Here is a 21,060-nt window from a genome sequence, read left to right as displayed (position 1 = left end):
AGGTTCTTATTGGTAAGTTAGCATGAAAGATGGTGCTCAGGCTATTTCTAAATCACTTTAGTAATGCGCTTGATGGAGCTTTGACTTGAGGACTTACTGTTAGACATTTTCCGAGTCTGCCAGAACCTAATTTAGTAATATAACTAACTCACTTCTATCCATTTATCTATTTTAATATCGACAGTAAATTCATTGTCAATTTAAAGGGTAATTATTATGCAACAACTTAAATTCGGTAAGATCAAAAACTACAAAGACGATCGTGGCTTCGGCTTCATCTTCTCCGAGTGCAAATTCACTCACGATGCAATCATGGGCTCTAAAGAAGTGTTCTTTCACATCAAGCAGGCTAAGCAGTTTGAGTCCGTACTGAGGACGACTACGCCTAAAGAAGACCTATGCTTCTGGTTCACTACAGAGACTACTCGTAAAGGCGAGGCTGCTAAGCAGATGTGGAGCAAGCTATCCGAGGTCCCTCAAGATATTCGCGAAGATAACGCCAAGTTCATTAATCAAATAACGGAGAACATCAAGACCTATGAAACCGCCAGAGCAGAGAAACGTGCTCGTGAGGCTGTTCAGCAAGAGGCTCTTCGTAAAGCTCGGGAGACTCGTGATTCTGAACTGAACGCTCTGATTGTAGCTGCTCGTAGTCAAGGGTTCTCAACTAGCGGAGAGTTGTCAGCATGGATTCGCACTAATAAGCTGTGGACTAAATATCCGACACTAACAGGCGATTTGACGATGCACGATGGCAAGGATTCATGGAACTTTGGGGCAGCCATTGACCCTCAGTACTACAAGCAGGTTTGCCAAGCTTTAGGTCTACATAACGCAGGTTCTAACGCGAGAGCTGGAGCTTTCCGTTCCTATGCAAGTATGAAAAGTTAATGTAAGGAAGAACGCTAGACGATAGTAATAGCACAAACAAATAAGACAGTTGTTATTGTGATGTTAATCGCGTGGTTAAAGCAGTTGAACTGAACAGGCCAGCGCAACCTCTTTGAGCCTAGTGCCCCAACTCATTTATGTCCAATGGCATGCTGGCTGCGATCGCGCTAGCACGCCTATGCCCCAAAACTCGTTAGACTGTTTGCTCTTAACATTTACTATCAACTTAATTTGACCGAATTGACCTAATATCTATAGCATGTGTTTAAGTGTATATTAAGCTGCTCTCTATCCAGTATTGGAGAAGTTATGGAAGAAAACGTACTAATTGATGATGCAGCTATCGGTTTGTTTGAATACAGAGCTGATGAGTTGATTCTTTCAAATAACCGCGATGAACTTATCGGCTTTGTTTCAGCTATCGATAAGCCTTTCTTTTTTTTTGATGATGACTTTATTGAAGCAAGGTATTTCTACACGTTAGCTAACTGCTATTCAACAGTTCACGGATACTATAATACTGAATGGTATTCCGAAGATTTAAGCAAAGCTGTAATTAACTACCGAAAAGCTTTATACATCATAAAATCTAACGCATACCCAAACGCTAATCACATAAACTTGCGTAGCCGTATCGAGACTAACCTAGCAAACTGGCTTAGTTCTCAAGGGCGTAGTCTATGCTGTATTCCTCATTGGGACACCGCAATTGAACTTGATGCTAACCCTGTTGCAATTATCAACAAAGCTGAAAACCAGCTTTTTATTGCTCGACACATCTATGATGAATCTCATGTTTGTTATCACTATTTCAAAGCGTATCAACTGATCTGTTTAGGTTTAGAGTATGTTGACTTACTACATGATGAACAAAAAATTGCTTATGCAGAAGATGGTAAGTTCTTGGATTTTAAAGCTTGGTTTGAATCGAAGTTTAAGTTATCTGATTTTGATGATTATGAGACTTTTAAGGATGAAGCTGAAACACGTAAACAACGCGATTATTTAACATGGTGCGGTGATAATCGTCTATTCCTGAATGACTTAAATGACGTGAGTACAGACGAAATTGTTTATCAAGACGTATTCGCAATGCCTAGCTTCTCACAAACGATTAATACATCATTGGCTATGCATGAAGATCTGATCTATCACGGCAACTTTGATGAAATAAAAAATGACTATTGCTATGCACGTTATTTGATTTTTTCAGCTCAAAACATACCAAGTAATCAAGAGCATTTTTTCAATACAACATATCCACACGTTGATGACTTAGCTCATACAATAACCAATTTAAAAGCACATCATTATAAAAGTGCTTTCAGAACGTTATATTCAATTTTTGATAAAATTGCTTATTTCCTAAATTCATTTTTCGACCTGAATGATGTAGATGCAAGAGTGTACTTTCATAATATCTTTGGCGAATTGAAAAATGGTAAACTGAAACCACACAAGAAGCTTGTTGATAGTCAAAACTACTTTGTGCACGCTCTATTCTATATTCTTAAAGACATTCGAGATTCAAATCAAAAAGGTGTAAACCTCGATACAGCTTCAAAGTGGCTAGATCCTGATGCTGAGGCATTTTCTGAGATTAGAAACGCAATGGAGCATCGTTCTCTCAAGATTGTTGATGAGTTTGGTCATCCTCTCACAAAGCATGACATTGAGTTTCACAAACATCTAGCAGAAGAGCTTAAAGATGAAGCTGAACTCCTCAAATCTAAACTAAAAGACCTTTATATCGATATAGCTAAAGCTAAGAAAGCGGATGATACCGTTTTAAAAACTGAGCTGGAACAACAAAAGAAGCAGCTAGACAGCAAGCTGGAACGTGTTAAAGAGATGATTCATGATAAACAAAAACGTTCTAGTTACTCCCTACTCATCACTGACACAGAGTTTGAATCTCGCCTATTCACACTAATAAAACTAGTTAGAAATTCTATAATGTATCTGTCATTTGCAATCCATCTAGATCAGCTGCAAAAGCCTGATGACGGATCTTTAATGATGCCAATGGATGTTCCGTTGAAGTAAACACTAAGAGGAAATTCCTGATTCTTATCCATTAAAGCCTTTAAAATAGTATTTCTAATGTGAATCCCTAGTTAGCGCAAAAAATTTAACTCACTTCTGTCCAATTGTATGTTAGCAATTCAAAGTAAAAGAGACCTGCCCATAACGATCTCGAACGTTGTAAACAACGCAATTGGTCGAGATTGACCTCTCTTCGTATCTATACAAGCAAAACCTTTAGATGAAAGAGCTTCGAAAGTATCAGTAACATCCTTGATACTGCGCCCACTCTTTTCAGCAAGCTCATCAAGACTGTTTGGCTTTTCGCGAGCAATCAAATTCAGCAGCTCAACATTTTCGTTAGACAACAGTTGTGAAAGCACAGCCAGTGACTCAAACAAAAATTGAGGGTAAGGTTCTTTAGACGTCACTTTTCCTTCTGCAATCCGAATCATGCGCTTACGAGCAAGCTCTTCTGATAGAATGCCGATTTTTGCTTTCATACTATCCTCACTCCTAATAGTCGCCATCTAAATCGACTGAATAATCACCGACGCTCTCATCTAATTCTTCTTTCATTTCATGAGAAGGAACGACTAATTTATCTGTATGCTGCTCGATGTCTTTTTCGAGCAAGGCTAAAAAGCGAGCTACGCCCAGGTTCTCACAAGAAGGTTCTGTTAGCTCATTACTCTTATCTTCCTCACGTTCCATTGTTAGCTGCTTCCGTTTTTATTGACGCGATCACTTTTAACAAATCTGTTGCGATTGCTGGGCATTTGTCGTTCATAAAAACCGTTACTTCATCACCAAATTTCATCGTTACGATTCCATTCTTATCGACACTTAACAGAGCGAAAGACTGCTTCAAATCAAGAGTCGTGTTACTTCCATTGGTCGTGGTTTCAGCCATCTTTCCCTCAATGCTAACGAGTATGTTTACAAAATGGGCAATAATTGTTACCCGAGATGTTTACTTAATTGATCTGTTTAACTTTTCGACGATCTTAGTGGCATGTTGAAATATTGCGTCCTTTACTAGCGAAAATTCCTTTTCAGGAAATCGATTGTCTACAGAGCTAAGTGCGCTACTAAATTGAGCGAGAAAGGCAGAGACGATTTCATGACAGTTCGTATTGCTGATACCGAACTGATTAGCTGTCTGCTCTATATGCCGTAAGCAAATTTTGCTGATATGATATTTGTATCCTCGTGATGCTTTCAGTCCCATTGCTAGCTTTAGCTTACGCTTATTTAAGCCTCTATTACCGATAGCGGGGTAAGCTGATAGCAAATCGTAGAACGGTGTAAGTTGATAGTGTCCGCTAGGAGCAATATGTACGGAAAAGTTCTTGAGATGACCGTCAGTTGCACCAATAAAATACTGAAAAACCATAAACTTAAAAAAGTCATGATTGTTCGCCTTACTTTCCGCAGAGAGACTTAAAGCATCAACAATTTTGGAGACACTTAGGTTGTTCTCCGATTGATATTTTTGATGTTCAGGTACACCAAAAACCTGGCAGAAATCTTCTTGGTGTCTACGAGTCACAACTCCGTCACCAAAACATCGGTCGAACCGTTTTACTGCAAGGGCTTTAGCTCCTGATTCAGTCGTTATTATCTCCATATCGGGCACTTTAAAACCAAGTTCCTTCGCTATTTGAGTACAGATGAATTCATTCTCAACACTGCTGCTCATATCTAGTACTGAGTTGCTTTGCGCAATTGCATCCATTGGGTATTTGATAATGTGGCTACTTAGTGATTTCTCTTGAGGTACATACCATTTACCGTTCAACCTAGTTAGAGTTGTTTTTCGCTGTGTTCCCGAAATACAAGGTCGATAATCCCCAAAAAATGGAAGAAATGACTTACGCTGGGTAACGAGTTCATTTAATTCACTTGCCGAGATCTCTCGATATTTCCATCCTATCTTTGGCGGCTCCCTACTCTGACTAAATGAAATGCCGCCCGTGCAATCATGACCTATCTTGGAGAGTAAATTGAATGCATCGTTGGATTGCACACCTACCGAGTGAGCAAGGCTTAATCGTTCTTCTTTCAAGTCAGGAAGCAGGTTGTGAATAAAATTCAGTGTATTAAATGATGAGCATTGTCCCTTTACGAGCGGCAGGCTCAACGAGATAGGGAAAGCTGAATCATATGCTAACCACTCATCAGAGTATGAAAATGACCAGTAGGTCTTCGACTGTTGGACAAACTGCCCCACGAGCATGTTGTTGTTTGTGGCATGTGCGTAAAGTATAGAATTGTGCAAATTAGCTCCCACTTTCTACTGGGTGGGCTGTATTTTTGTAGAAGGTAATTGCGTTTTCTACTGCAAGCATTTCGGCTTTGAGATCCAATCTACGATTGTCATACTCGGATATATACTCGTCTAAACACAGCCGAAGTTCTGAGTGTTGAGCACACAACTGATTGAAATGCTTCCATGTCCTTTTATGAAGAGAATAGGACTCTGACAGCTCTGACTGTTTATCTTGCAAAATCGTCAAAAGACTTTCTCTTTTGAAAGAAAGGCAGTTGGAGTCCTCACTGTAATTGTCGCAATCCACGACCTCCCAGTCGATATGGTTAAACATAAAACCTTTGGAAAATTCTTCATCACCATGCTTGTCGAAACCGCATGAAAGGACTGCGCCGATCAACGACATTTCCTTCAATTTTTTTTCGACGTATTCATCCGATAAGTATTCTTTTTCATCACTGTCTAATGGAAAGGATTTTAGGTCGTTGGCAGAGAAGTGTTCATTGTAATAAATGGCGAGAAATAGCTCTTTTCTGATTCTTACCTTCGTTTGCATAAAAAATGACCAATTGCGTTGATTTTGAGGATTATAATCCGTGGTCATATAGTCCGCAAGTGTGCATTGTTCAGGAAATTAATTTCATAAATAAAAAACATGAACACGAAACTTGCCGAAGCTGTAGGCCAACGTATTGTACAAATGAGAAGATCCAAAGGTTTACCTCAAGAGAAACTAGCCCTTCTCGCTGAGATAGATAGAAGCTATATGAGCCGCATAGAACGCGGTAAAATCAATATCACGCTTGAAAAGTTGTATCAGATTGCAGACACTTTGGGCTGTGATGTGAAGGAACTTCTGCCTTAATGAGTTAGGTTTGTATGCAGTTCGGACTGAATCGATTGGAGTTTATTTTAGGGATAGGGCTGTTTTTCACAGCTATGTTGCGGAGAGTTCAATGACAACGAAAGATCATGGGGTAATCTCTTTCGATTCTCTTGCCTTTTGGCTACAGCGTATTAACCACTTCCGCTGTTTCAACGTATAACGCACCTTATGCGAATTCACGTATGTTCATCATGCTGATTACCTAGCACTCACCCAATTTTGTGGTTATCAGGAGGATCGTCCTCTCACGATTTAGATCCCGATTGGCGAATGCCAACCTTCGTTACATTGTCGGATCCGCTACTTTATTCAGGCTCTTAGGTTCATCTGGTGATACTGATGGTTCACACATTGAGCGGTGAACAGCGCTTCATACGACCTCACATCGCACGCCCCAAACCGTTTTAGTCATATCGCACTTTTATGTCCTGTTAATCGTTAGTGCTAATTTGCCCTACTAAATGTTATCCAATAAGCGTGAGGTAAGTCGGATAACAATGAAGTTTGATCACATATGACTTTAAAAAATCGAGGTCGATTCTGGTAGGCAAGTTAAGAAGCCAACATGTTTAGTCTAGCTAATGGTGAGGTCAAACATTTGTTGGCACTTAAATATGATGTAAAATTCATAACCATATGAACAATAATGATTAACGGACTAGGCAATGGAAGCAACGGTTTTAGAGTTTCACCTTGAATACAACTCTAACAGGAAGAATCCTGCGGAAGTATTTCACGCTATGGGGGATTTCATTTCAGCGTATCAGGAGATGGGGCAAATTATTGCTCAGGCTGTTGATTCAGAGATGATTTTTGATGTTGAGTTGCAAGAGGTTACTCATGGTTGCATTCTCGCTAAGTTGTTATTAAAGGTTGAGGAGTGGACAAGGCCTGACTCCCTTTTCAGGGAGTTGACTGGTGAGATGTCTCAAAAAGAGCAGGTTCAACACGTCACTAATAATGAAAGAGATAGACTGAAGAATGAGATGGCTATAAGAGGTCGTTCAAGTCGCCTTGATCCTTACATTAGTGATTTAGATGTTGCTTTAGTTGCTGAGAAGTGGTCTGAGGGCAATAAAAAGCTGTTACCTGATGAGTATCTTAAAGTTTGCAATGAAGGTGCTAAGTTAGCTGAGGTAATCCCTTTTGATCCTAACTTTAGATTCACTGGTAATGTCAAAAAGATGTTCTCTAGTGACCGAGGTCACTTTGACGGTGAAGAAATCGTTGAAGTTTTTAAACCTTGTAAAAAGGCTACTTCTAAGTGGGAAGTAATTAGCACTAGGACTCATAAGAGATACAGCGCAGAAATTACACACAAAGAGTGGTTGGATGAATATCTGAACTCTGAGGTTCGTCTGGGGGGAAGTGACTATCTGCGAGTTCACGCAGAGTATGACGTTGTCGTTGAGAAAGGTGAAGAACGTATCAAAAATGCAAAGATAAAAGAGATCAAAGAAGTCATTACTTATCGTGGAACTCAGAATGAAATACCAACATCAGAATGAGTTTAAGGCGGTAGCTACATCTTATCTGTTCATTATCACCCCATTCATCTTGCTTGTCTTGGTTAAGGTCTTGACGGGGAAGTATGATGACTTGTTGCTTACAGGCGATTGGTCTATTGCTAGTGCGATGATTTATTCAAGTTCAATTATCAATGTTCGAAGTGCTACTAGAAAGTATCATGGCGAGCTAAACGAAGTTGGTCTTGATTGGTTTATGACGGTTACCAGTGTGATGTCAGCAATTAGCGTTACGATTTATGTTGTTGCTTTAATGCAACCTAGTAAATGGGTCGGCGTGTTGCAGATAACTCTATTCGTTGCTGCTTCATTTGCCCACATGAAATACGGGAGGTTAGCTTATCGCCTTAGAGGTGAGAGTTAAGAGACTTTCCATTCCTGAGTTAATTAATGGTTTGCCAATGCAGAAAAGTGGCAGCCCCATTCCAAGTTAATGTTAATACTCAGTGCAGCTCACGATACTGAGTTTTGACGTACATAAAGTAATGAATAGATAAAAGGCCTATCAGGGCTTCCTTATTTGGTTCACTGGCACTATCTATCTCGCTCTGTGAGTTTAAAAGGTGTATTCTGACTTAGTACCATATAATTTGGCAAGTTTTTGATATTATTGTAAATATAAGGTGTGGCGATGAATCAATTGTTCTCTACTCTGACTACATCGAGTTACGATTGGAGTATAGATTTTAAAACAAAGAAGGATTTTATAGCGGTAGCTAACGAAATAGGTTACACCTTCACTTCTTCTAAAACGACTAATGAAGTATCGGACTTTATAAAGAGAAAAGTAGTATCGTTATTAAGTTCAAACGAATGTCCTTACGAATGATCCGTCCCAGCAGTTTTGGACACCGAGTTAAGTGAGTACAATCACTAACGAGGTGAACAATGACAACTAAGAAAACTAGAATTAAACATTCCCCTGAATTTAAGGCAGAAGCCCTGAAGCTAGCAGAGAAAGTGGGAGTAGCTGCGACAGCAAGACAGCTTTCTTTACATGAATCTCAAATCTACGGGTGGCGGAAGAACTCGAAGAAAGACACCAATACTAGTCAGCGAGAGCAAGAGCTAGCCGCAGAGGTTGCCAAGCTAAAAAGGCAATTGGCTGAGCAAGCAGAAGAGCTAGAAATTGTAAAAAAGGCCGCCACCTACTTCGCGAAAAATCTAAAGTAAATTGCTATGAATTTATGCTCGAACACCTGCTGAGCTTCAGTATTGTGCGTATGGCTAAGGTGTTCGGGGTATCCCGAAGTGGGTTTTATTACTGGGTTAAGCATCGCCATAAGGCCATCCAACACGAGGCAATTCGCCAAAAGCTTGATACAAAGGTCAAAGAAGCTTTCGACAACAGCAAAGGCCGAGATGGCTCAAGGCGTATCCAATAAGAACTGTCTGAGAGCGGTGATAACTACAATGTTAAAACCATTGCTGCCAGTATGAAACGTCAAGATTTAACGCCGAAAGCTACACGCAAGTTTAAGTGCACTACGGACAGCAAGCATCAAATGCCTGTTGCTCCAAACTTGTTGGCTCAGAACTTTAGCGCATCGGCTCCGAATGAAAAATGGGCTGGAGACATCACCTATATCATCAACCTACGATCTGATCAGCTAAGTTCATTCAAATACTTAGACCAATGGCCAAGCCTCACTACAAAACAACCAATTGGAAACACTATCACCAGGCTTTAATCAATTGCAGTTCACTGACATTTTAGATTGATGAAGAAGCTATCCAGTTATGGAAGCAAATCAGACAAGGTAGCGTGGGAGGCCTCGTTTGTTTAGTGATTACGACTGCTCTTATGATTAAATGAGTATTTTCAATGCAGTCGAGAGGTCTGCAAGGGTTCATAAAGTCTATTTTCAAGCTCGCACAACTGCCGTTGTCATGCCCTCATTACTCATGTATTAGTAAGCGAGCCAAAACAGTTAACGTCGCATTCAAAACAAAGACTAAAGGAACAGTCCTGCATCTAGTCATTGATGCTACGACGCTAGGTATTCCTGAAGCGATAGTTATTGCCTAAGAATTCGTCATATTAGGCTCGTTTTTAACTGAACTCGAATTAGTAAATAAAGCATCGAATAGCACAAATGTTTCAAACATTGAGTCACTCCAACACTTTTAACGGGATAGCTCCATGTTACGAGGAGATACACTCCTTTTACGCACAACACTTTTTATCTTCAAATATGTAACATTTTTTCCTGAGAACTGGCAAATATGCAAGTTTGTTCTTACCGACATTCGAGTAACATACTTGGGAGAGATAACATCTGATTTTAGTCAATTTATGTTTATATTATGGGTAAGGTTCATGTTACAATAACAACATTATACATTACCTTGCTGCTATAGGGTTGTAAGAGGTGGGCTAGATAGGTTTAATTATGTACCGCACATGGGCTGAATGATATGATACCGACCCACCCACTCGATGTTACATTCAAAACTCGCGGCATAACAAGATTTAATCTTCCCGTACCTAGCGAACCCGTAAAGACAGACTATCGATAACCTCCCCCTTACGGGGAGGTTTAAAAGGAATTGAGGCATTATGGCTTACAGTACTTTTAACCAAAAAAAGAATGACCAATTGAAGGAACCAATGTTCCTAGGTCAATCAGTAAACGTTGCACGTTACGACCAACAAAAGTTTGAGATTTTCGAAAAACTTATCGAGAAGCAACTTTCTTTCTTCTGGCGTCCAGAAGAAGTAGACGTATCTAGCGACCGTATCGATTACAACAAACTGCCAGATCACGAGAAGCACATCTTCATCTCTAACTTGAAGTACCAAACGCTTCTTGACTCTATCCAAGGCCGCAGCCCTAACGTGGCACTGCTGCCGCTTGTGTCTCTGCCAGAACTAGAGACTTGGATTGAGACTTGGTCTTTCTCTGAAACGATTCACTCTCGTTCTTACACACACATTATTCGTAACATCGTGAACGACCCTGCGGTGGTGTTTGATGATATCGTTGAGAACGAGCACATTCTGAAGCGTGCAAAAGACATCGCGCACTACTACGACGATTTGATTCAAGCGACGAATGATTACCATCGCTACGGTGAAGGTGAGCATGTCCTTAACGGTGAAACGGTTAAGGTTAGTCTGTACGATCTTAAGAAGAAGCTGTACATCTGTTTGATGTCTGTTAACGCATTAGAAGCTATTCGTTTTTACGTCAGTTTCGCATGTTCTTTCGCTTTCGCAGAACGCGAACTAATGGAAGGTAACGCGAAAATCATCAAGCTGATCGCTCGTGACGAAGCACTTCACTTAAACGGCACGCAGCACATGATCAACCTGCTACGTAACGGTCAAGATGACTTCACTTTCATGCAAATCGCAGAAGAGGCAAAACAGGACTGTTTTGACCTATTCAAAGAAGCGGCTGAGCAAGAAAAAGAGTGGGCAGAGTATCTATTCAAAGATGGCTCTATGATCGGTCTAAACAAAGACATCCTAAGCCAATACGTTGAATACATCACAAATATTCGTATGCAAGCGGTAGGTCTACCAGCAGCGTATCCAGAAGCAACAACTAACCCAATTCCATGGATTAACGCTTGGTTGTCTTCAGATAACGTTCAAGTTGCGCCTCAAGAAGCAGAAATCTCTTCTTACCTTGTGGGTCAAATTGACAATGAAGTTCGCGCAGATGACTTCGAAGGATTCGAGCTGTAATGGCAACACTCAAAATCAACAAACTGATCAGCATTGAATCCAACCCTTCCAATACGATTTTGGAAACAATGGAGCAAGCTGGCCTATTACCAGAATACAACTGCCGTGATGGGCACTGCGGCGCCTGTCGCTGCAAATTGGAGTCTGGTGAAGTGGAGTATGTTGGTTTTGCCATGGCTTACACACAAAGTGATGAAATATTACCTTGTATCTGTAAAGCAAAATCAGATTTGTCACTTAGCGGCGTTAACTACGCGATGAAAGAAAAGCAGCGCGCATAACGTTGACTCGACGGTATAAAATGCAAAAGCCAAGGCAATCACCTTGGCTTTTTTGTCTCTGTGTTTTGTCTCTCAGACTACTGTAGAGAGCTTTGGTTATAAAGCACTGCTCGGGAGGTGCATCTCTTTAACTTTCTCCAAAAATGCATAATGCGCAAACATCGGTTTACGTTCTAGGTAGCGACGCAACAAGTCTAGTGCTGCCGTGCTGATCACTTTAACTTGATCACTGCGCTGATACTTTTTCGAGAGTTTATATAATGCTCCCCACTCGCCTGACGGTGTCGATAAAGCGACGGAAAAAACACCCTCTTCAATATGGCCAGTAACGAGTGATAAATCCGTCCCACACTTCTCTCGCGTAGCACCAGCCAGAGCAAACGTTTCCGCTAATGGATCTCCGCTGTTGGCCATCGCTTGAGTCAGGCTCGGTAGTATCCAACCATGCCCTAGTTGCTTTTCAGCGTTTTCATCACCGTTTAGCCAGTACGTTAAGTATCCTCCGCTACTTTTTTCGGAGGTCGACACTGTTAGTCCTTTATCGACCAACAACTGGCCGACATTTTCAACCATAGGTAAGTCAATACTAACGGTATTACTCTCAAGGTGTTTATTAATTATCTGTACGAGTTTCAAACGCTGTTCAAGCTGATCTGAAGGACCAAAAAGTTTCACTTCAATAAAAGGCAAGTAAGAGCGATACCCTAGCTCATAGCCTTGAGGAAGTTTTAGCTGATCTAGCTTATCTGAAATACCGGATTCAGACAGACCAAACGTGTAGATTCGACTACAACATGAACCTTGAACATCGGGAAACACTCTTCTCAGATCGGGAAGAATTTGCGTCTCTGCCATGAGCTTAAATTCACTTGGTACACCCGGTGTGAAATAAAAAATGGCATCATTAATCAGCATTTTGAAACCGCAAGCAGTGCCTATCGGGTTGTCCAATATCTCTGCCGTTTCTGGCAGCATTGCTTGCTTTAAATTACTGTCCGGCATAGGGATGCCACGTCGAGCATACAAACTTTCTAGATGCTGCAACCACTCTTTGAATAGCACCAGTTTACAATCGGCGGCTCTCGCGGCGGCGGCAGCACTCATGTCATCCGTTGTAGGGCCTAAACCACCATTAACAATAACCACATCGTTGTTAAAGCTGAGCATTAAAAACTCTTCAACCAAACTCGATAGGCTATCACCAACCGTTGAGCGCTTTGTTAAGCCAAATCCATGTTGATAAAACAGGCTAGACAACCATGCCGCATTAGTATCAACAATATCACCGTGGAGGACTTCCTCACCAGTACTAAGCATTGCTATTTTCACAACTGACTCCTGAACGTAAGCACAATCCTATTTTCGTTATAGCGCTTATTTTTCTTTTTATTTGGACAAATCTCGCCGAGGTTTGTTGGGACTAAATAAGGGTCAAGTGTTTAAATGATTGATGTTTTGAGGGATAATTACGAGCCCGGACATACACCATTAACTCGGAGACCTTTGTGTCAAAATCATCCATGTTCAAGAAGACTCTAACAGGCCTTTGCTTGGCTTCGTCAGCGCTTGCGCACGCAAGTCGCTATGACCTAAGCCGTCATACAGAGTTTTCTTACACACCTGATTGCTTGTCAGGTTACTGCGAAACGACGACTCTGTACACCTTCGAGGCTCAAAATCGCGGTGTTATGTATGAACAGAATAACGATGATTCGCTAAACCTTGACGCAGGGCTTCAGCCTAAACATCTCATCATCCCTCAAGATAAAGACTGGGATTATCTGATGGGTCAAACCTACACCATTCTAGGTCTCAGTATCGCGACCGTAGGCATGATGACTTTTCTTCCAGAAAGTATCACCAAATGGGACGAAGAAGACCGAGACATGAGTAAGTTGGGGCAAAAGTGGAAAGATAATGTCTCTGACGGCCCCGTTTGGGATCGCGATGAACATGTCCTCAACTACATCATGCACCCATATTTTGGCGGCGTTTACTACACGGCAGCACGTCACGCTGGCTATAATGAATTTCAGTCGTTTTTGTACTCCGCAACTATGTCGACGTTCTTTTGGGAGTATGGCGTAGAGGCATTCGCAGAAGTACCGTCTTGGCAGGATATTTTTATCACACCATTCTTTGGTGCTGTTGTCGGTGAAATGATGTTAACGGCTGAGCAAGACATTATTGCCAACGGCGGCGAAGTTATGGGCTCTGAAACCGCAGGTGATGTTTCGCTCTTCTTCTTAAACCCTGTTGGACATATTCATTATTGGGTAACTGATGCATGGGGCGGTAGTGCAGAACTACAATTCAATTCATCACCTTGGTTTGGAAACCAAGATGTTGCAAAATTCGCCATGGACGCAGGCGCAAACTACGACAGTCAATTTTATGGTGTCGAGTTAAAAGTAACGTTCTAATCCTAAGTTGATACTCGGTAAAAGCAGCCTTACGATGGCTGCTTTTTTTGTGCTCTGAACATTATTTTAATTATTTGCATCACGAATTAGTGTTAAAAATTGACTTTCATCAAACCTTACCCGCCCTTAGCACCTACACTAAATAAAAGGATTTATTCCAATAACTTAAGTAGCACGTTTATTCGTACTGCGTCCAAACCTTGATTCCAGGAGGGGACATTATGAACACCGTATTTATTGTTAATTTTGTCGGACAAGCGTCACCCGCCACGATTAAAGAGCTCGCTGCAATCACACACGAAAACGGCGGGAAATGGCTGATCAGCAAAGTAAACTTTATCGAAGACCAAGTTGCAGGTGTCATCAAAGTAGAGCTTCCAAGAGAAAATGCCGACATCGTTAAACAGGCGTTCTCTTCTTGTCAGACTCTTGTTGTTAGGTTCGTCGACTCTGAGCCTCATTCATATCGTGAAGACACTATCTTCCAACTTCGTTTAGATGCCAACGATAGAGCGGGTATTGTGAATGAAATTACTCACGTTCTCGATAATCAAGGTATCTCAATTTTAGATATGGATTGTCAGCGTGTATTCATTGCAGGAGGCGGAGGGGTAAGCTCTAGCTTATTCAGCGCTAAAATGGCGATAAAACTGCCTAGCGAGCTAGAAATTGAAGACATAGCCAATGAGTTAGAGTCTCTGAGTGAAGACACTCGTGTGATTGTGGAGAGTTAATCACGTACTGTTATCGTTTCCCCAAATAAAAAGAGCAGCGATTAAGCTGCTCTTTTGGTGCTTATGGCGCTATACGTCTTATTTCACTGACCACTGAGACAGTGAACGTTTGAAATCAGAGTAGTCAAATTCATTCAGTTTTTGAATGTCACCATTCGAGCGTTCACAGTAGACCGACGGCATACGTAGACCGTTAAACCAGTTCAGTTTCACCATGGTGTAACCGGCACTATCTAGAATATGCAGACGCTGTCCTATCTCTAGAGGCTGTTCGAAGTTCGCCACGCAGAACTGGTCACCAGCCAAACAAGAGCACGAGCCGATCACATACTCATGTTCACCATTTTCAGATGCTTCAAGAATTGACGCTGGCTCATTGTAGATCAACGTATCTAAGCGGTGAGCTTCTGTGGCTGAATCGACAATCGCCGTCTTCTTTACGTTCTCTACAATATCAACCACTGTTACAACGAGATCAGTTGTCTTAGTAATTATCGCTTCACCCGGCTCTAAATACATTTGTACGCCGTGTTTCTCTGAGAACGCTTTAAGTGCTAACCCCAACTTCTCGATATCGTACCCCGGCCATGTGAAGAACACGCCGCCGCCCATGCTTACCCAGTCCAGCTTATCTAGGTACTCGCCAAACTGATCTGAAATAGCATCGAGTAAGCCGATAAACGCATCCACGTCTTTGTTCTCACAGTTCATGTGGAACATTACGCCATCAATACCATCAAAAATTTCCGGTTTGATGTGATCAGCCTGAACCCCAAGACGAGAGAATTGACGCGCTGGGTTTGCTAAGTCTTGCCCTGCATAGCTCACACCTGGGTTTAGGCGCAAGCCAATCGATGCTTTACCTTCGACAATATGACGATAAGCCGCTAGCTGTGACTGAGAGTTAAAGATCATCTTGTCAGAGATGTCCGCCACATCGCGAACGTCATCTTCGCTGTAACCCACGCTGTATGCGTGTGTCTCACCACCAAACGTTTCGTAGCCAAGCTTCACTTCAAACGGGCCAGAACTTGTTGTTCCGTCTAGGTAAGGCTTGATGATGTCGAATACACCCCATGTTGAGAAGCACTTCAGTGCTAATACAAGCTTCACACCAGAGATGTCTTTTAGCTGTTTTGCTTTCTCTAGGTTCTCAATCAGCTTGTCTTCATTAATCATGAAGTATGGCGTTTTTAGTTCGTTTTGTTGCATTTTGATACCTTACGTCCCTTCGCCTTAGCAAAGGCACTATAAAATCGAACAAAGCCGACGCAAGTGCATCGGCTTAAACGTACAAATAAGAGTCGCTAAATTCTTACTTCAATTTATGGATAACAGGTTGTCCTGGCTCCAGTTCTTGAACATGCCAATCTAGACCAATAGATGGCATGGTTTCTAGGAATGGGTCTGGATCTAGTTGTTCCATGTTGAACACGCCTTTGTCTGCCCACTTGCCACGGAAGAACTGCAAAGCAGCAGTGATCGCAGGTACGCCAGTGGTGTATGAGATAGCTTGGTGTTCAACATCTTCGTATGCGACTTCGTGATCAGCGTTGTTGTAAATAAATACACTGCGCTCTTTACCATCTTTCTTACCTTGAACCCAAGTACCGATACACGTTAGGCCAGTGTAGCCTGGCGCGAGTGATGTTGGATCTGGTAGTAGTGCTTTTAGCACGTGCAAAGGTTGAACAACCGTACCGTCGTGAAGCGTTAGTGGATCTGGGCTGAGTAGACCGATGTCGCGCATCACATTGAAGTAGTTTAGGTAACGGTCACCAAAGCCCATCCAGAATTCGATGCGTTTCGCCGGGATGAACTCTTGCATAGATCGAACTTCGTCGTGCGCCATTGAGTACACTTTGTGTGAACCACAATTCGGGAATTCAAACTCAAGCATACGTGAGTGACAAGGTACTTGTTTCCACTCGCCGTTTTCCCAGTAGAACGAATCGCCTTGAATCTCAAGCATGTTCGTTTCTGGATCAAAGTTAGTTGCGAACTTCTTACCGTGGTCGCCTGCGTTTACATCCATTACGTCGATAGTATCGATTTCATCGAACAGATGCTTCACTGCGTATGCGGCAAACACCGATACTACGCCCGGATCGAAACCAGCACCAAGAATACCTGTAATGCCCGCTTCTTCAAACTTCTCACGGTAACCCCACTGCCAATCGTAAGCTTGAGGTACTTGTTGGCCTTCAGAGCACAAATCAACCGCAACAGATGTATCAAGGTATGACACTTTAGCTTGGTAACATGCTTCCATAATAGACATGTTCACCCAAGGAGGACCTGCGTTGATCACTAAGTCAGGTTGTACTTCTTTAATTAAAGCAACTAAAGAATCTACGTCGTCCGCGTTTACCGCTCGCGCTTCTAATTTCTTAGTTGAATCTTTCAGATTGTTTTTCTTCTGAATCGATTCGATGATTTTCTCACACTTACCTACGGTACGTGATGCGATTGTGATATCACCCAGAACGTCGTTGTTTTGTGCTGCTTTATGTGCAACTACCCAGCCAACGCCGCCTGCACCAATCTGTAGAATTGCCATAGTTTTCCGTTACCTTTGTTAAACTAGCTCTGCCGCTAGCGTATTGATTTTTGAGAGCAAAGATTCAAAGTCCGCCGTCGTCAGACACGGGTTCAAAATCGTAAATTTCAATGCAGTTTTATCGTCGACAATGGTTTCACCCAATACCGCGATACCGCGTGTTAACGCTTCTAAGCGCAACGTTTTGTTCAGTTCATCAAGATCCGCTGATTCATGTGTCGCGCGGAACAGAACCGTAGATAGTGATGGTTCAGCCAACAACTCAAAGTGTTTGTTATCTCGAATCATGTCCGCCACTTCAAGCGTCTGTTCAAGCAAATGATCATACATATCGCCTAGGGCTTTTGGCCCTACGCTTTGCATCGTCATAAACACTTTGAGCGCATCAAAACGCTTAGTTGTCGCAATAGACTTATCCACCAAGTTCGGTAGTTCGTCGTGTTCGCGGTTCAAATAGTCTGCATGGTGAAGCAGGAATTTAAAGTTAGACTTGTCATTTACCAATAGCGCACCACAACTGATGGTTTGGTAAAACAGCTTATGGAAGTCTACGCTGATGGAATGTGCACGCTCACAACCTTTCAGACGCGCTTTTTGGCTACTTAGAATCAGAGCTCCACCGTATGCACCGTCGACGTGCATCCACATGTCATGTTTCGCTGCGATATCGGCGATAAAGTCTAAGTCATCAATAGCACCGTGGTCCGTTGTACCCGCTGTACCAACAATGGCAAATGGGATCAAACCTTCTGCTTTGGCCTGATTGAGAACTTCGTCTAATTTAGTGACATCCATCGTTCCATCGGCATTAGCATCGACGGTCATGACCGCTTTTTCACCCAATCCCATCCAAGACGCTGATTTTTGAACCGTGAAGTGGGATTTTTTCGAACATACAATACGTAGCTTGTCTGCGTATTCAGGAAGGCCAAGCTTTTGAATTGAGTGTGCACTGAGTTTGTCAACAATCCAATCTCGCGCAAGCATCAAACCCATTTGGTTACTTTGCGTGCCGCCGCTCGTGAAGATACCGTCCGCTTTTTCACCTAACTCATATTTATCGCATAGCCAGTTCGCAACTTTCTGTTCAACATAAGTCGCTGATGAAGCTTGATCCCATGAGTCCATCGACTGGTTCAAAGCCGCAATCATTGCCTCTGCCGCAATCGCTGGCATCAAAGGTGGAGTATGCAGGTGAGCAATACAATCTGGATGTTGAGTAAAAATTGCGTTTTTCGCGACCAGCTCAGCAGCATCGTCGATAACGGTTTTAAGAGGCGCATTTCCGTTATCAAGATCAACGTCGTGAATCGCTGCTTCCAATGCTTTTGGATCCATACCTGAATACGGTGCAGTCACTTGTTCAAACACTGACTTCATTGCCGTAGTAGTGTGATTCATCACCGAAGCAAATTCATTGCTGCCCATCTCTCCAGTGTGGATGAAATGCTTCTTCCATTCATCTTGTGGCTGAGTTTCGATGTGACTACCGCCAGCGGCTAAAATCGCGTCTTCAAATACACGTAAAGCAAAGTCGATTTGCTCAAACGAGATGATAAGAGGAGGAAGGAAACGAATTACTGCGCCTTCGCGTCCACCTTTTTCAACGATCAAGCCACGCTCGAGTGCTGAGCGTTGAATAGAAAGTGTGAGTTCACTATCCGCTTGAGGTTCACCAAATTTATTGAGCTCACCGTCTGGATTTTTAACCTCCACGCCTAGCATCAAACCTTTGCCACGAACCTCTGCGATACAGTTTACACGCTTTTGAATACTCTCAAGGCCGTAACGCAGGTACTGACCCGCAATATTGGCATGCTCAACAAGGTTATCACGCTGGATAATTTCTAATGCTTTCGCACCAGAGACCATAGCTAGCTGGTTACCACGAAATGTACCTGTGTGCTCGCCCGGCTTCCATGTATCATGTTGCTTGTTGATAACCAATAGCGACATTGGTAAACCACCACCAATTGCTTTTGATAAACACAGAATATCTGGAACAATGCCCGACTCTTCGAACGCGAAATTGTAGCCAGTTTTACCAACACCACACTGGATCTCATCGAAGATCAGTAAGATACCGTGTTCATCACAAATACGACGTAACTCTCGTAGCCAGAATGCTGGCGCAGGAACAACACCACCCTCACCTTGCACTGGCTCCACGATAATCGCGGCAGGCTTCATAATGCCTGACTCATCATCGTTTAAAAGACGATCGATATAACGAATACTTGCTTTCGCACCTTCATCACCGCCAAGCCCAAAAGGACAACGCAGGTTGTATGGGAAAGGCATAAAGTGCACATCCGACATCAAACCAGTTCGACGAGCTTTCGTGCCTAAGTTACCCATCATCCCCATCGTACCATTAGTCATACCATGGTATGCGCCACGGAAGGCAAACATAGTGTTGCGACCGGTAGTCTGTTTCGCGAGCTTGATAGCAGCTTCAACCGCATCAGCTCCAGACGGGCCACAAAATTGGATAACGCTGTTCTCGCTTAACTCTTGAGGAAGAAAAGACTTAACGGATTGAATAAACGTCGTTTTTGCTGATGTTGCAATATCTAGCGTCTGATATGGCAGTCCTGAATCTAATTGTTCTTTCAGCGCTTGGTTTATTTCAGGATGGTTATACCCCAAAGCTAGAGTGCCAGCCCCCGCAAGGCAGTCTAGAAAGATCTGTCCACGCGTATCTTCAACCAAGCACCCAAAGGCTTGTTTAATTGCGATCGGCAAACGACGTGGATAAGAACGTACTTCAGATTCATGCTCAGCCTGATCAATCAATACTTGATCTGGCGTTAAGTCATACGTTCCCTCAACGATAGGAACCTGGGACGAAAAAATGTTTGCGATATTGCTATCGACTTCAAAGGCAGTGCTCATACTACATAATCCCTTGAATTATAATAATTCTGTATCCTGTATTAAAATCATTAGAATGAAATTACAGGAGGTGTGAATACCCCTCCGCATTTGTCAGTGCATAAATGACAAATACAGATCATCCGCCACGATACTCGCGACTTTATATGTAAAAGGGATTAATCAAGGTTCTGTAATGCACCCGTTTTGTAAAACAGGACATTTCGGCAGTATGAAGCTGATTAGTGTGTGTTTATTCAAAGGTTTCAATGTTGGGTTTCCCATTAATATGCCGCGTTTACAGCATTAGTATCCCGTCTATCGACAAAAGGCTTTGCCGATACCTACCCTACGCAGTGTCACAATCAGCTTGAATGGTCACTACGCGTATCCCCCAGAGATCAAACGTTGTTAATTACGCTCCGAGATTGCGCGCGAATTTATCACAAAATAAAATCTTCTGGCAACGATTTTTCATATTAGTAACAGTGATGTAAATCACAACAAAACATACCCCATTGCAACTCACATGTTCATATTCATGAGCTATGCTTTTCTGCTTCTCTCAAACAGCTGTTATTTAAACAAATATTCTTGAGATATCATCACCTCATCCAACAGAGGTTTAAGGTTGTGCTGCTTAATCGTAAAACATTCCTTTCTATATCCGGAACATTTAAAAAGATAGCATTCTCGTCACAGCTTTGCCTGGAGCAAGAGTGGTTATTCTCCACAAGTGATGGTTTAAACATAGACTAGTAGGAATGGCTAAGATGCATTGCAATGGCAGAATGAACAATCACTTGAGTCAATGAGACAAAGGGTTCGTTACTTAACGAAGTCTGTGACAGAAAAGAAGTTTGAGATTTTCAAAAAATACGAAAAAGGCCTAAC

Annotated in this window: 18 protein-coding genes and 2 pseudogenes; 11 read left to right on the top strand and 9 right to left on the bottom strand. The window is 42.3% G+C overall.

Annotated elements, in window-relative coordinates; translation table 11 throughout:
* Positions 1-216 precede the first annotated feature (216 nt).
* Complete coding sequence (locus tag R7P80_RS20330) at positions 217-891, top strand: cold-shock protein (RefSeq protein WP_054868465.1); 675 nt, start codon at positions 217-219, stop codon at positions 889-891.
* A gap of 309 nt (positions 892-1,200) precedes the next feature.
* On the top strand, positions 1,201-2,937 hold the full coding sequence (locus R7P80_RS20325; RefSeq protein ID WP_225491874.1) for an LA2681 family HEPN domain-containing protein: 1,737 nt from the start codon (positions 1,201-1,203) through the stop codon (positions 2,935-2,937).
* A 119-nt stretch (positions 2,938-3,056) separates the two neighbouring features.
* Here R7P80_RS20325 and R7P80_RS20320 read toward each other — a convergent pair whose 3' ends face one another.
* From R7P80_RS20320 to R7P80_RS20300, 5 genes are read right to left on the bottom strand one after another with little or no spacing between them, the layout of a single operon-like run.
* The gene (locus R7P80_RS20320) at positions 3,057-3,419 is read right to left on the bottom strand and encodes a transcriptional regulator (protein WP_054867705.1); all 363 of its coding nucleotides are present in this window, start codon (positions 3,417-3,419) and stop codon (positions 3,057-3,059) included.
* A 13-nt stretch (positions 3,420-3,432) separates the two neighbouring features.
* Positions 3,433-3,630, bottom strand: a complete 198-nt coding sequence (locus tag R7P80_RS20315; RefSeq protein ID WP_054867704.1) for a hypothetical protein — start codon at positions 3,628-3,630, stop codon at positions 3,433-3,435.
* Positions 3,620-3,829 carry a hypothetical protein gene (locus tag R7P80_RS20310; protein ID WP_047725754.1) on the bottom strand — a complete coding sequence of 70 codons (210 nt, stop codon included), beginning with the start codon at positions 3,827-3,829 and terminating at the stop codon, positions 3,620-3,622. Before R7P80_RS20310 ends, R7P80_RS20315 begins: the two co-directional genes overlap by 11 nt.
* Before the next feature lie 60 nt (positions 3,830-3,889).
* On the bottom strand, positions 3,890-5,197 hold the full coding sequence (locus R7P80_RS20305; RefSeq protein ID WP_223976035.1) for a HipA domain-containing protein: 1,308 nt from the start codon (positions 5,195-5,197) through the stop codon (positions 3,890-3,892).
* A gap of 1 nt (position 5,198) precedes the next feature.
* Entirely contained in the window at positions 5,199-5,744 is a 546-nt protein-coding gene (locus R7P80_RS20300; protein WP_039453146.1) for a hypothetical protein, read from the bottom strand.
* Positions 5,745-5,843: 99 nt separating this feature from the next.
* Here R7P80_RS20300 and R7P80_RS20295 point away from each other — a divergent pair, with 99 nt between their 5' ends.
* The 7 genes and pseudogenes from R7P80_RS20295 (at position 5,844) to yfaE (ending at position 11,575) form a co-directional block, all read left to right on the top strand.
* Positions 5,844-6,053 carry a helix-turn-helix domain-containing protein gene (locus R7P80_RS20295; protein WP_039453138.1) on the top strand — a complete coding sequence of 70 codons (210 nt, stop codon included), beginning with the start codon at positions 5,844-5,846 and terminating at the stop codon, positions 6,051-6,053.
* A gap of 686 nt (positions 6,054-6,739) precedes the next feature.
* Positions 6,740-7,582 carry a hypothetical protein gene (locus R7P80_RS20290; protein ID WP_039453133.1) on the top strand — a complete coding sequence of 281 codons (843 nt, stop codon included), beginning with the start codon at positions 6,740-6,742 and terminating at the stop codon, positions 7,580-7,582.
* Positions 7,560-7,964 (top strand): hypothetical protein, encoded by a 405-nt coding sequence (locus R7P80_RS20285; protein WP_039453131.1) that lies wholly within the window; start codon positions 7,560-7,562, stop codon positions 7,962-7,964. The genes R7P80_RS20290 and R7P80_RS20285 overlap by 23 nt, the downstream gene beginning before the upstream one ends.
* A 524-nt stretch (positions 7,965-8,488) precedes the next feature.
* Positions 8,489-9,189 (top strand): annotated as a pseudogene (locus tag R7P80_RS20280) (IS3 family transposase); the annotation flags it as partial.
* A 47-nt stretch (positions 9,190-9,236) separates the two neighbouring features.
* Positions 9,237-9,605, top strand: a pseudogene (locus tag R7P80_RS20275) (transposase); the annotation flags it as partial.
* A 555-nt stretch (positions 9,606-10,160) separates the two neighbouring features.
* On the top strand, positions 10,161-11,294 hold the full coding sequence (gene nrdB / locus R7P80_RS20270; protein WP_005376818.1) for a class Ia ribonucleoside-diphosphate reductase subunit beta: 1,134 nt from the start codon (positions 10,161-10,163) through the stop codon (positions 11,292-11,294).
* Positions 11,294-11,575, top strand: coding sequence for a class I ribonucleotide reductase maintenance protein YfaE (gene yfaE / locus R7P80_RS20265; protein ID WP_005376817.1), 282 nt, complete (start codon positions 11,294-11,296; stop codon positions 11,573-11,575). The genes nrdB and yfaE overlap by 1 nt, the downstream gene beginning before the upstream one ends.
* 96 nt (positions 11,576-11,671) lie before the next feature.
* Here yfaE and R7P80_RS20260 read toward each other — a convergent pair whose 3' ends face one another.
* Entirely contained in the window at positions 11,672-12,904 is a 1,233-nt protein-coding gene (locus R7P80_RS20260; RefSeq protein ID WP_005376816.1) for a CinA family nicotinamide mononucleotide deamidase-related protein, read from the bottom strand.
* Between the two features lie 191 nt (positions 12,905-13,095).
* Between R7P80_RS20260 and R7P80_RS20255 the strand changes: the two genes are divergently transcribed.
* Both R7P80_RS20255 and R7P80_RS20250 read left to right on the top strand, forming a co-directional pair.
* Positions 13,096-13,998, top strand: a complete 903-nt coding sequence (locus R7P80_RS20255) for a DUF3943 domain-containing protein (protein WP_225491878.1) — start codon at positions 13,096-13,098, stop codon at positions 13,996-13,998.
* A 221-nt stretch (positions 13,999-14,219) separates the two neighbouring features.
* A complete protein-coding gene (locus tag R7P80_RS20250; protein WP_005376814.1) occupies positions 14,220-14,732 on the top strand; it encodes a glycine cleavage system protein R in 513 nt (170 codons plus the stop codon).
* A gap of 78 nt (positions 14,733-14,810) precedes the next feature.
* Here the strand turns inward: R7P80_RS20250 and nspC are convergent, their stop codons facing one another.
* From nspC to R7P80_RS20235, 3 genes are all read right to left on the bottom strand, one after another.
* A complete protein-coding gene (gene nspC / locus R7P80_RS20245) occupies positions 14,811-15,944 on the bottom strand; it encodes a carboxynorspermidine decarboxylase (protein ID WP_017636132.1) in 1,134 nt (377 codons plus the stop codon).
* A 103-nt stretch (positions 15,945-16,047) separates the two neighbouring features.
* Positions 16,048-17,292, bottom strand: a complete 1,245-nt coding sequence (locus tag R7P80_RS20240; protein WP_012841628.1) for a carboxynorspermidine synthase — start codon at positions 17,290-17,292, stop codon at positions 16,048-16,050.
* 18 nt (positions 17,293-17,310) lie between these two features.
* Positions 17,311-20,187 carry a pyridoxal phosphate-dependent class III aminotransferase gene (locus R7P80_RS20235; RefSeq protein WP_225491872.1) on the bottom strand — a complete coding sequence of 959 codons (2,877 nt, stop codon included), beginning with the start codon at positions 20,185-20,187 and terminating at the stop codon, positions 17,311-17,313.
* Positions 20,188-21,060: the final 873 nt, after the last annotated feature.

This window comes from Vibrio sp. 2092 (genome assembly GCF_033339635.1).
Classification (GTDB): domain Bacteria; phylum Pseudomonadota; class Gammaproteobacteria; order Enterobacterales; family Vibrionaceae; genus Vibrio; species Vibrio alginolyticus.
This window is presented reverse-complemented; position numbering and strand designations above follow the sequence as displayed.

Bases quoted from the DNA above. Each gene is read 5' to 3' on its own strand.
- R7P80_RS20240 (WP_012841628.1), bottom strand. From the start codon at position 17,292: ATGGCAATTCTACAGATTGGTGCAGGCGGCGTTGGCTGGGTAGTTGCA.
- R7P80_RS20310 (WP_047725754.1), bottom strand. From the start codon at position 3,829: ATGGCTGAAACCACGACCAATGGAAGTAACACGACTCTTGATTTGAAG.
- R7P80_RS20330 (WP_054868465.1), top strand. From the start codon at position 217: ATGCAACAACTTAAATTCGGTAAGATCAAAAACTACAAAGACGATCGT.
- R7P80_RS20290 (WP_039453133.1), top strand. From the start codon at position 6,740: ATGGAAGCAACGGTTTTAGAGTTTCACCTTGAATACAACTCTAACAGG.
- nspC (WP_017636132.1), bottom strand. From the start codon at position 15,944: ATGCAACAAAACGAACTAAAAACGCCATACTTCATGATTAATGAAGAC.
- yfaE (WP_005376817.1), top strand. From the start codon at position 11,294: ATGGCAACACTCAAAATCAACAAACTGATCAGCATTGAATCCAACCCT.
- R7P80_RS20295 (WP_039453138.1), top strand. From the start codon at position 5,844: ATGAACACGAAACTTGCCGAAGCTGTAGGCCAACGTATTGTACAAATG.
- R7P80_RS20255 (WP_225491878.1), top strand. From the start codon at position 13,096: ATGTTCAAGAAGACTCTAACAGGCCTTTGCTTGGCTTCGTCAGCGCTT.
- R7P80_RS20285 (WP_039453131.1), top strand. From the start codon at position 7,560: ATGAAATACCAACATCAGAATGAGTTTAAGGCGGTAGCTACATCTTAT.
- R7P80_RS20325 (WP_225491874.1), top strand. From the start codon at position 1,201: ATGGAAGAAAACGTACTAATTGATGATGCAGCTATCGGTTTGTTTGAA.
- R7P80_RS20300 (WP_039453146.1), bottom strand. From the start codon at position 5,744: ATGCAAACGAAGGTAAGAATCAGAAAAGAGCTATTTCTCGCCATTTAT.
- R7P80_RS20315 (WP_054867704.1), bottom strand. From the start codon at position 3,630: ATGGAACGTGAGGAAGATAAGAGTAATGAGCTAACAGAACCTTCTTGT.
- R7P80_RS20320 (WP_054867705.1), bottom strand. From the start codon at position 3,419: ATGAAAGCAAAAATCGGCATTCTATCAGAAGAGCTTGCTCGTAAGCGC.
- nrdB (WP_005376818.1), top strand. From the start codon at position 10,161: ATGGCTTACAGTACTTTTAACCAAAAAAAGAATGACCAATTGAAGGAA.
- R7P80_RS20250 (WP_005376814.1), top strand. From the start codon at position 14,220: ATGAACACCGTATTTATTGTTAATTTTGTCGGACAAGCGTCACCCGCC.
- R7P80_RS20235 (WP_225491872.1), bottom strand. From the start codon at position 20,187: ATGAGCACTGCCTTTGAAGTCGATAGCAATATCGCAAACATTTTTTCG.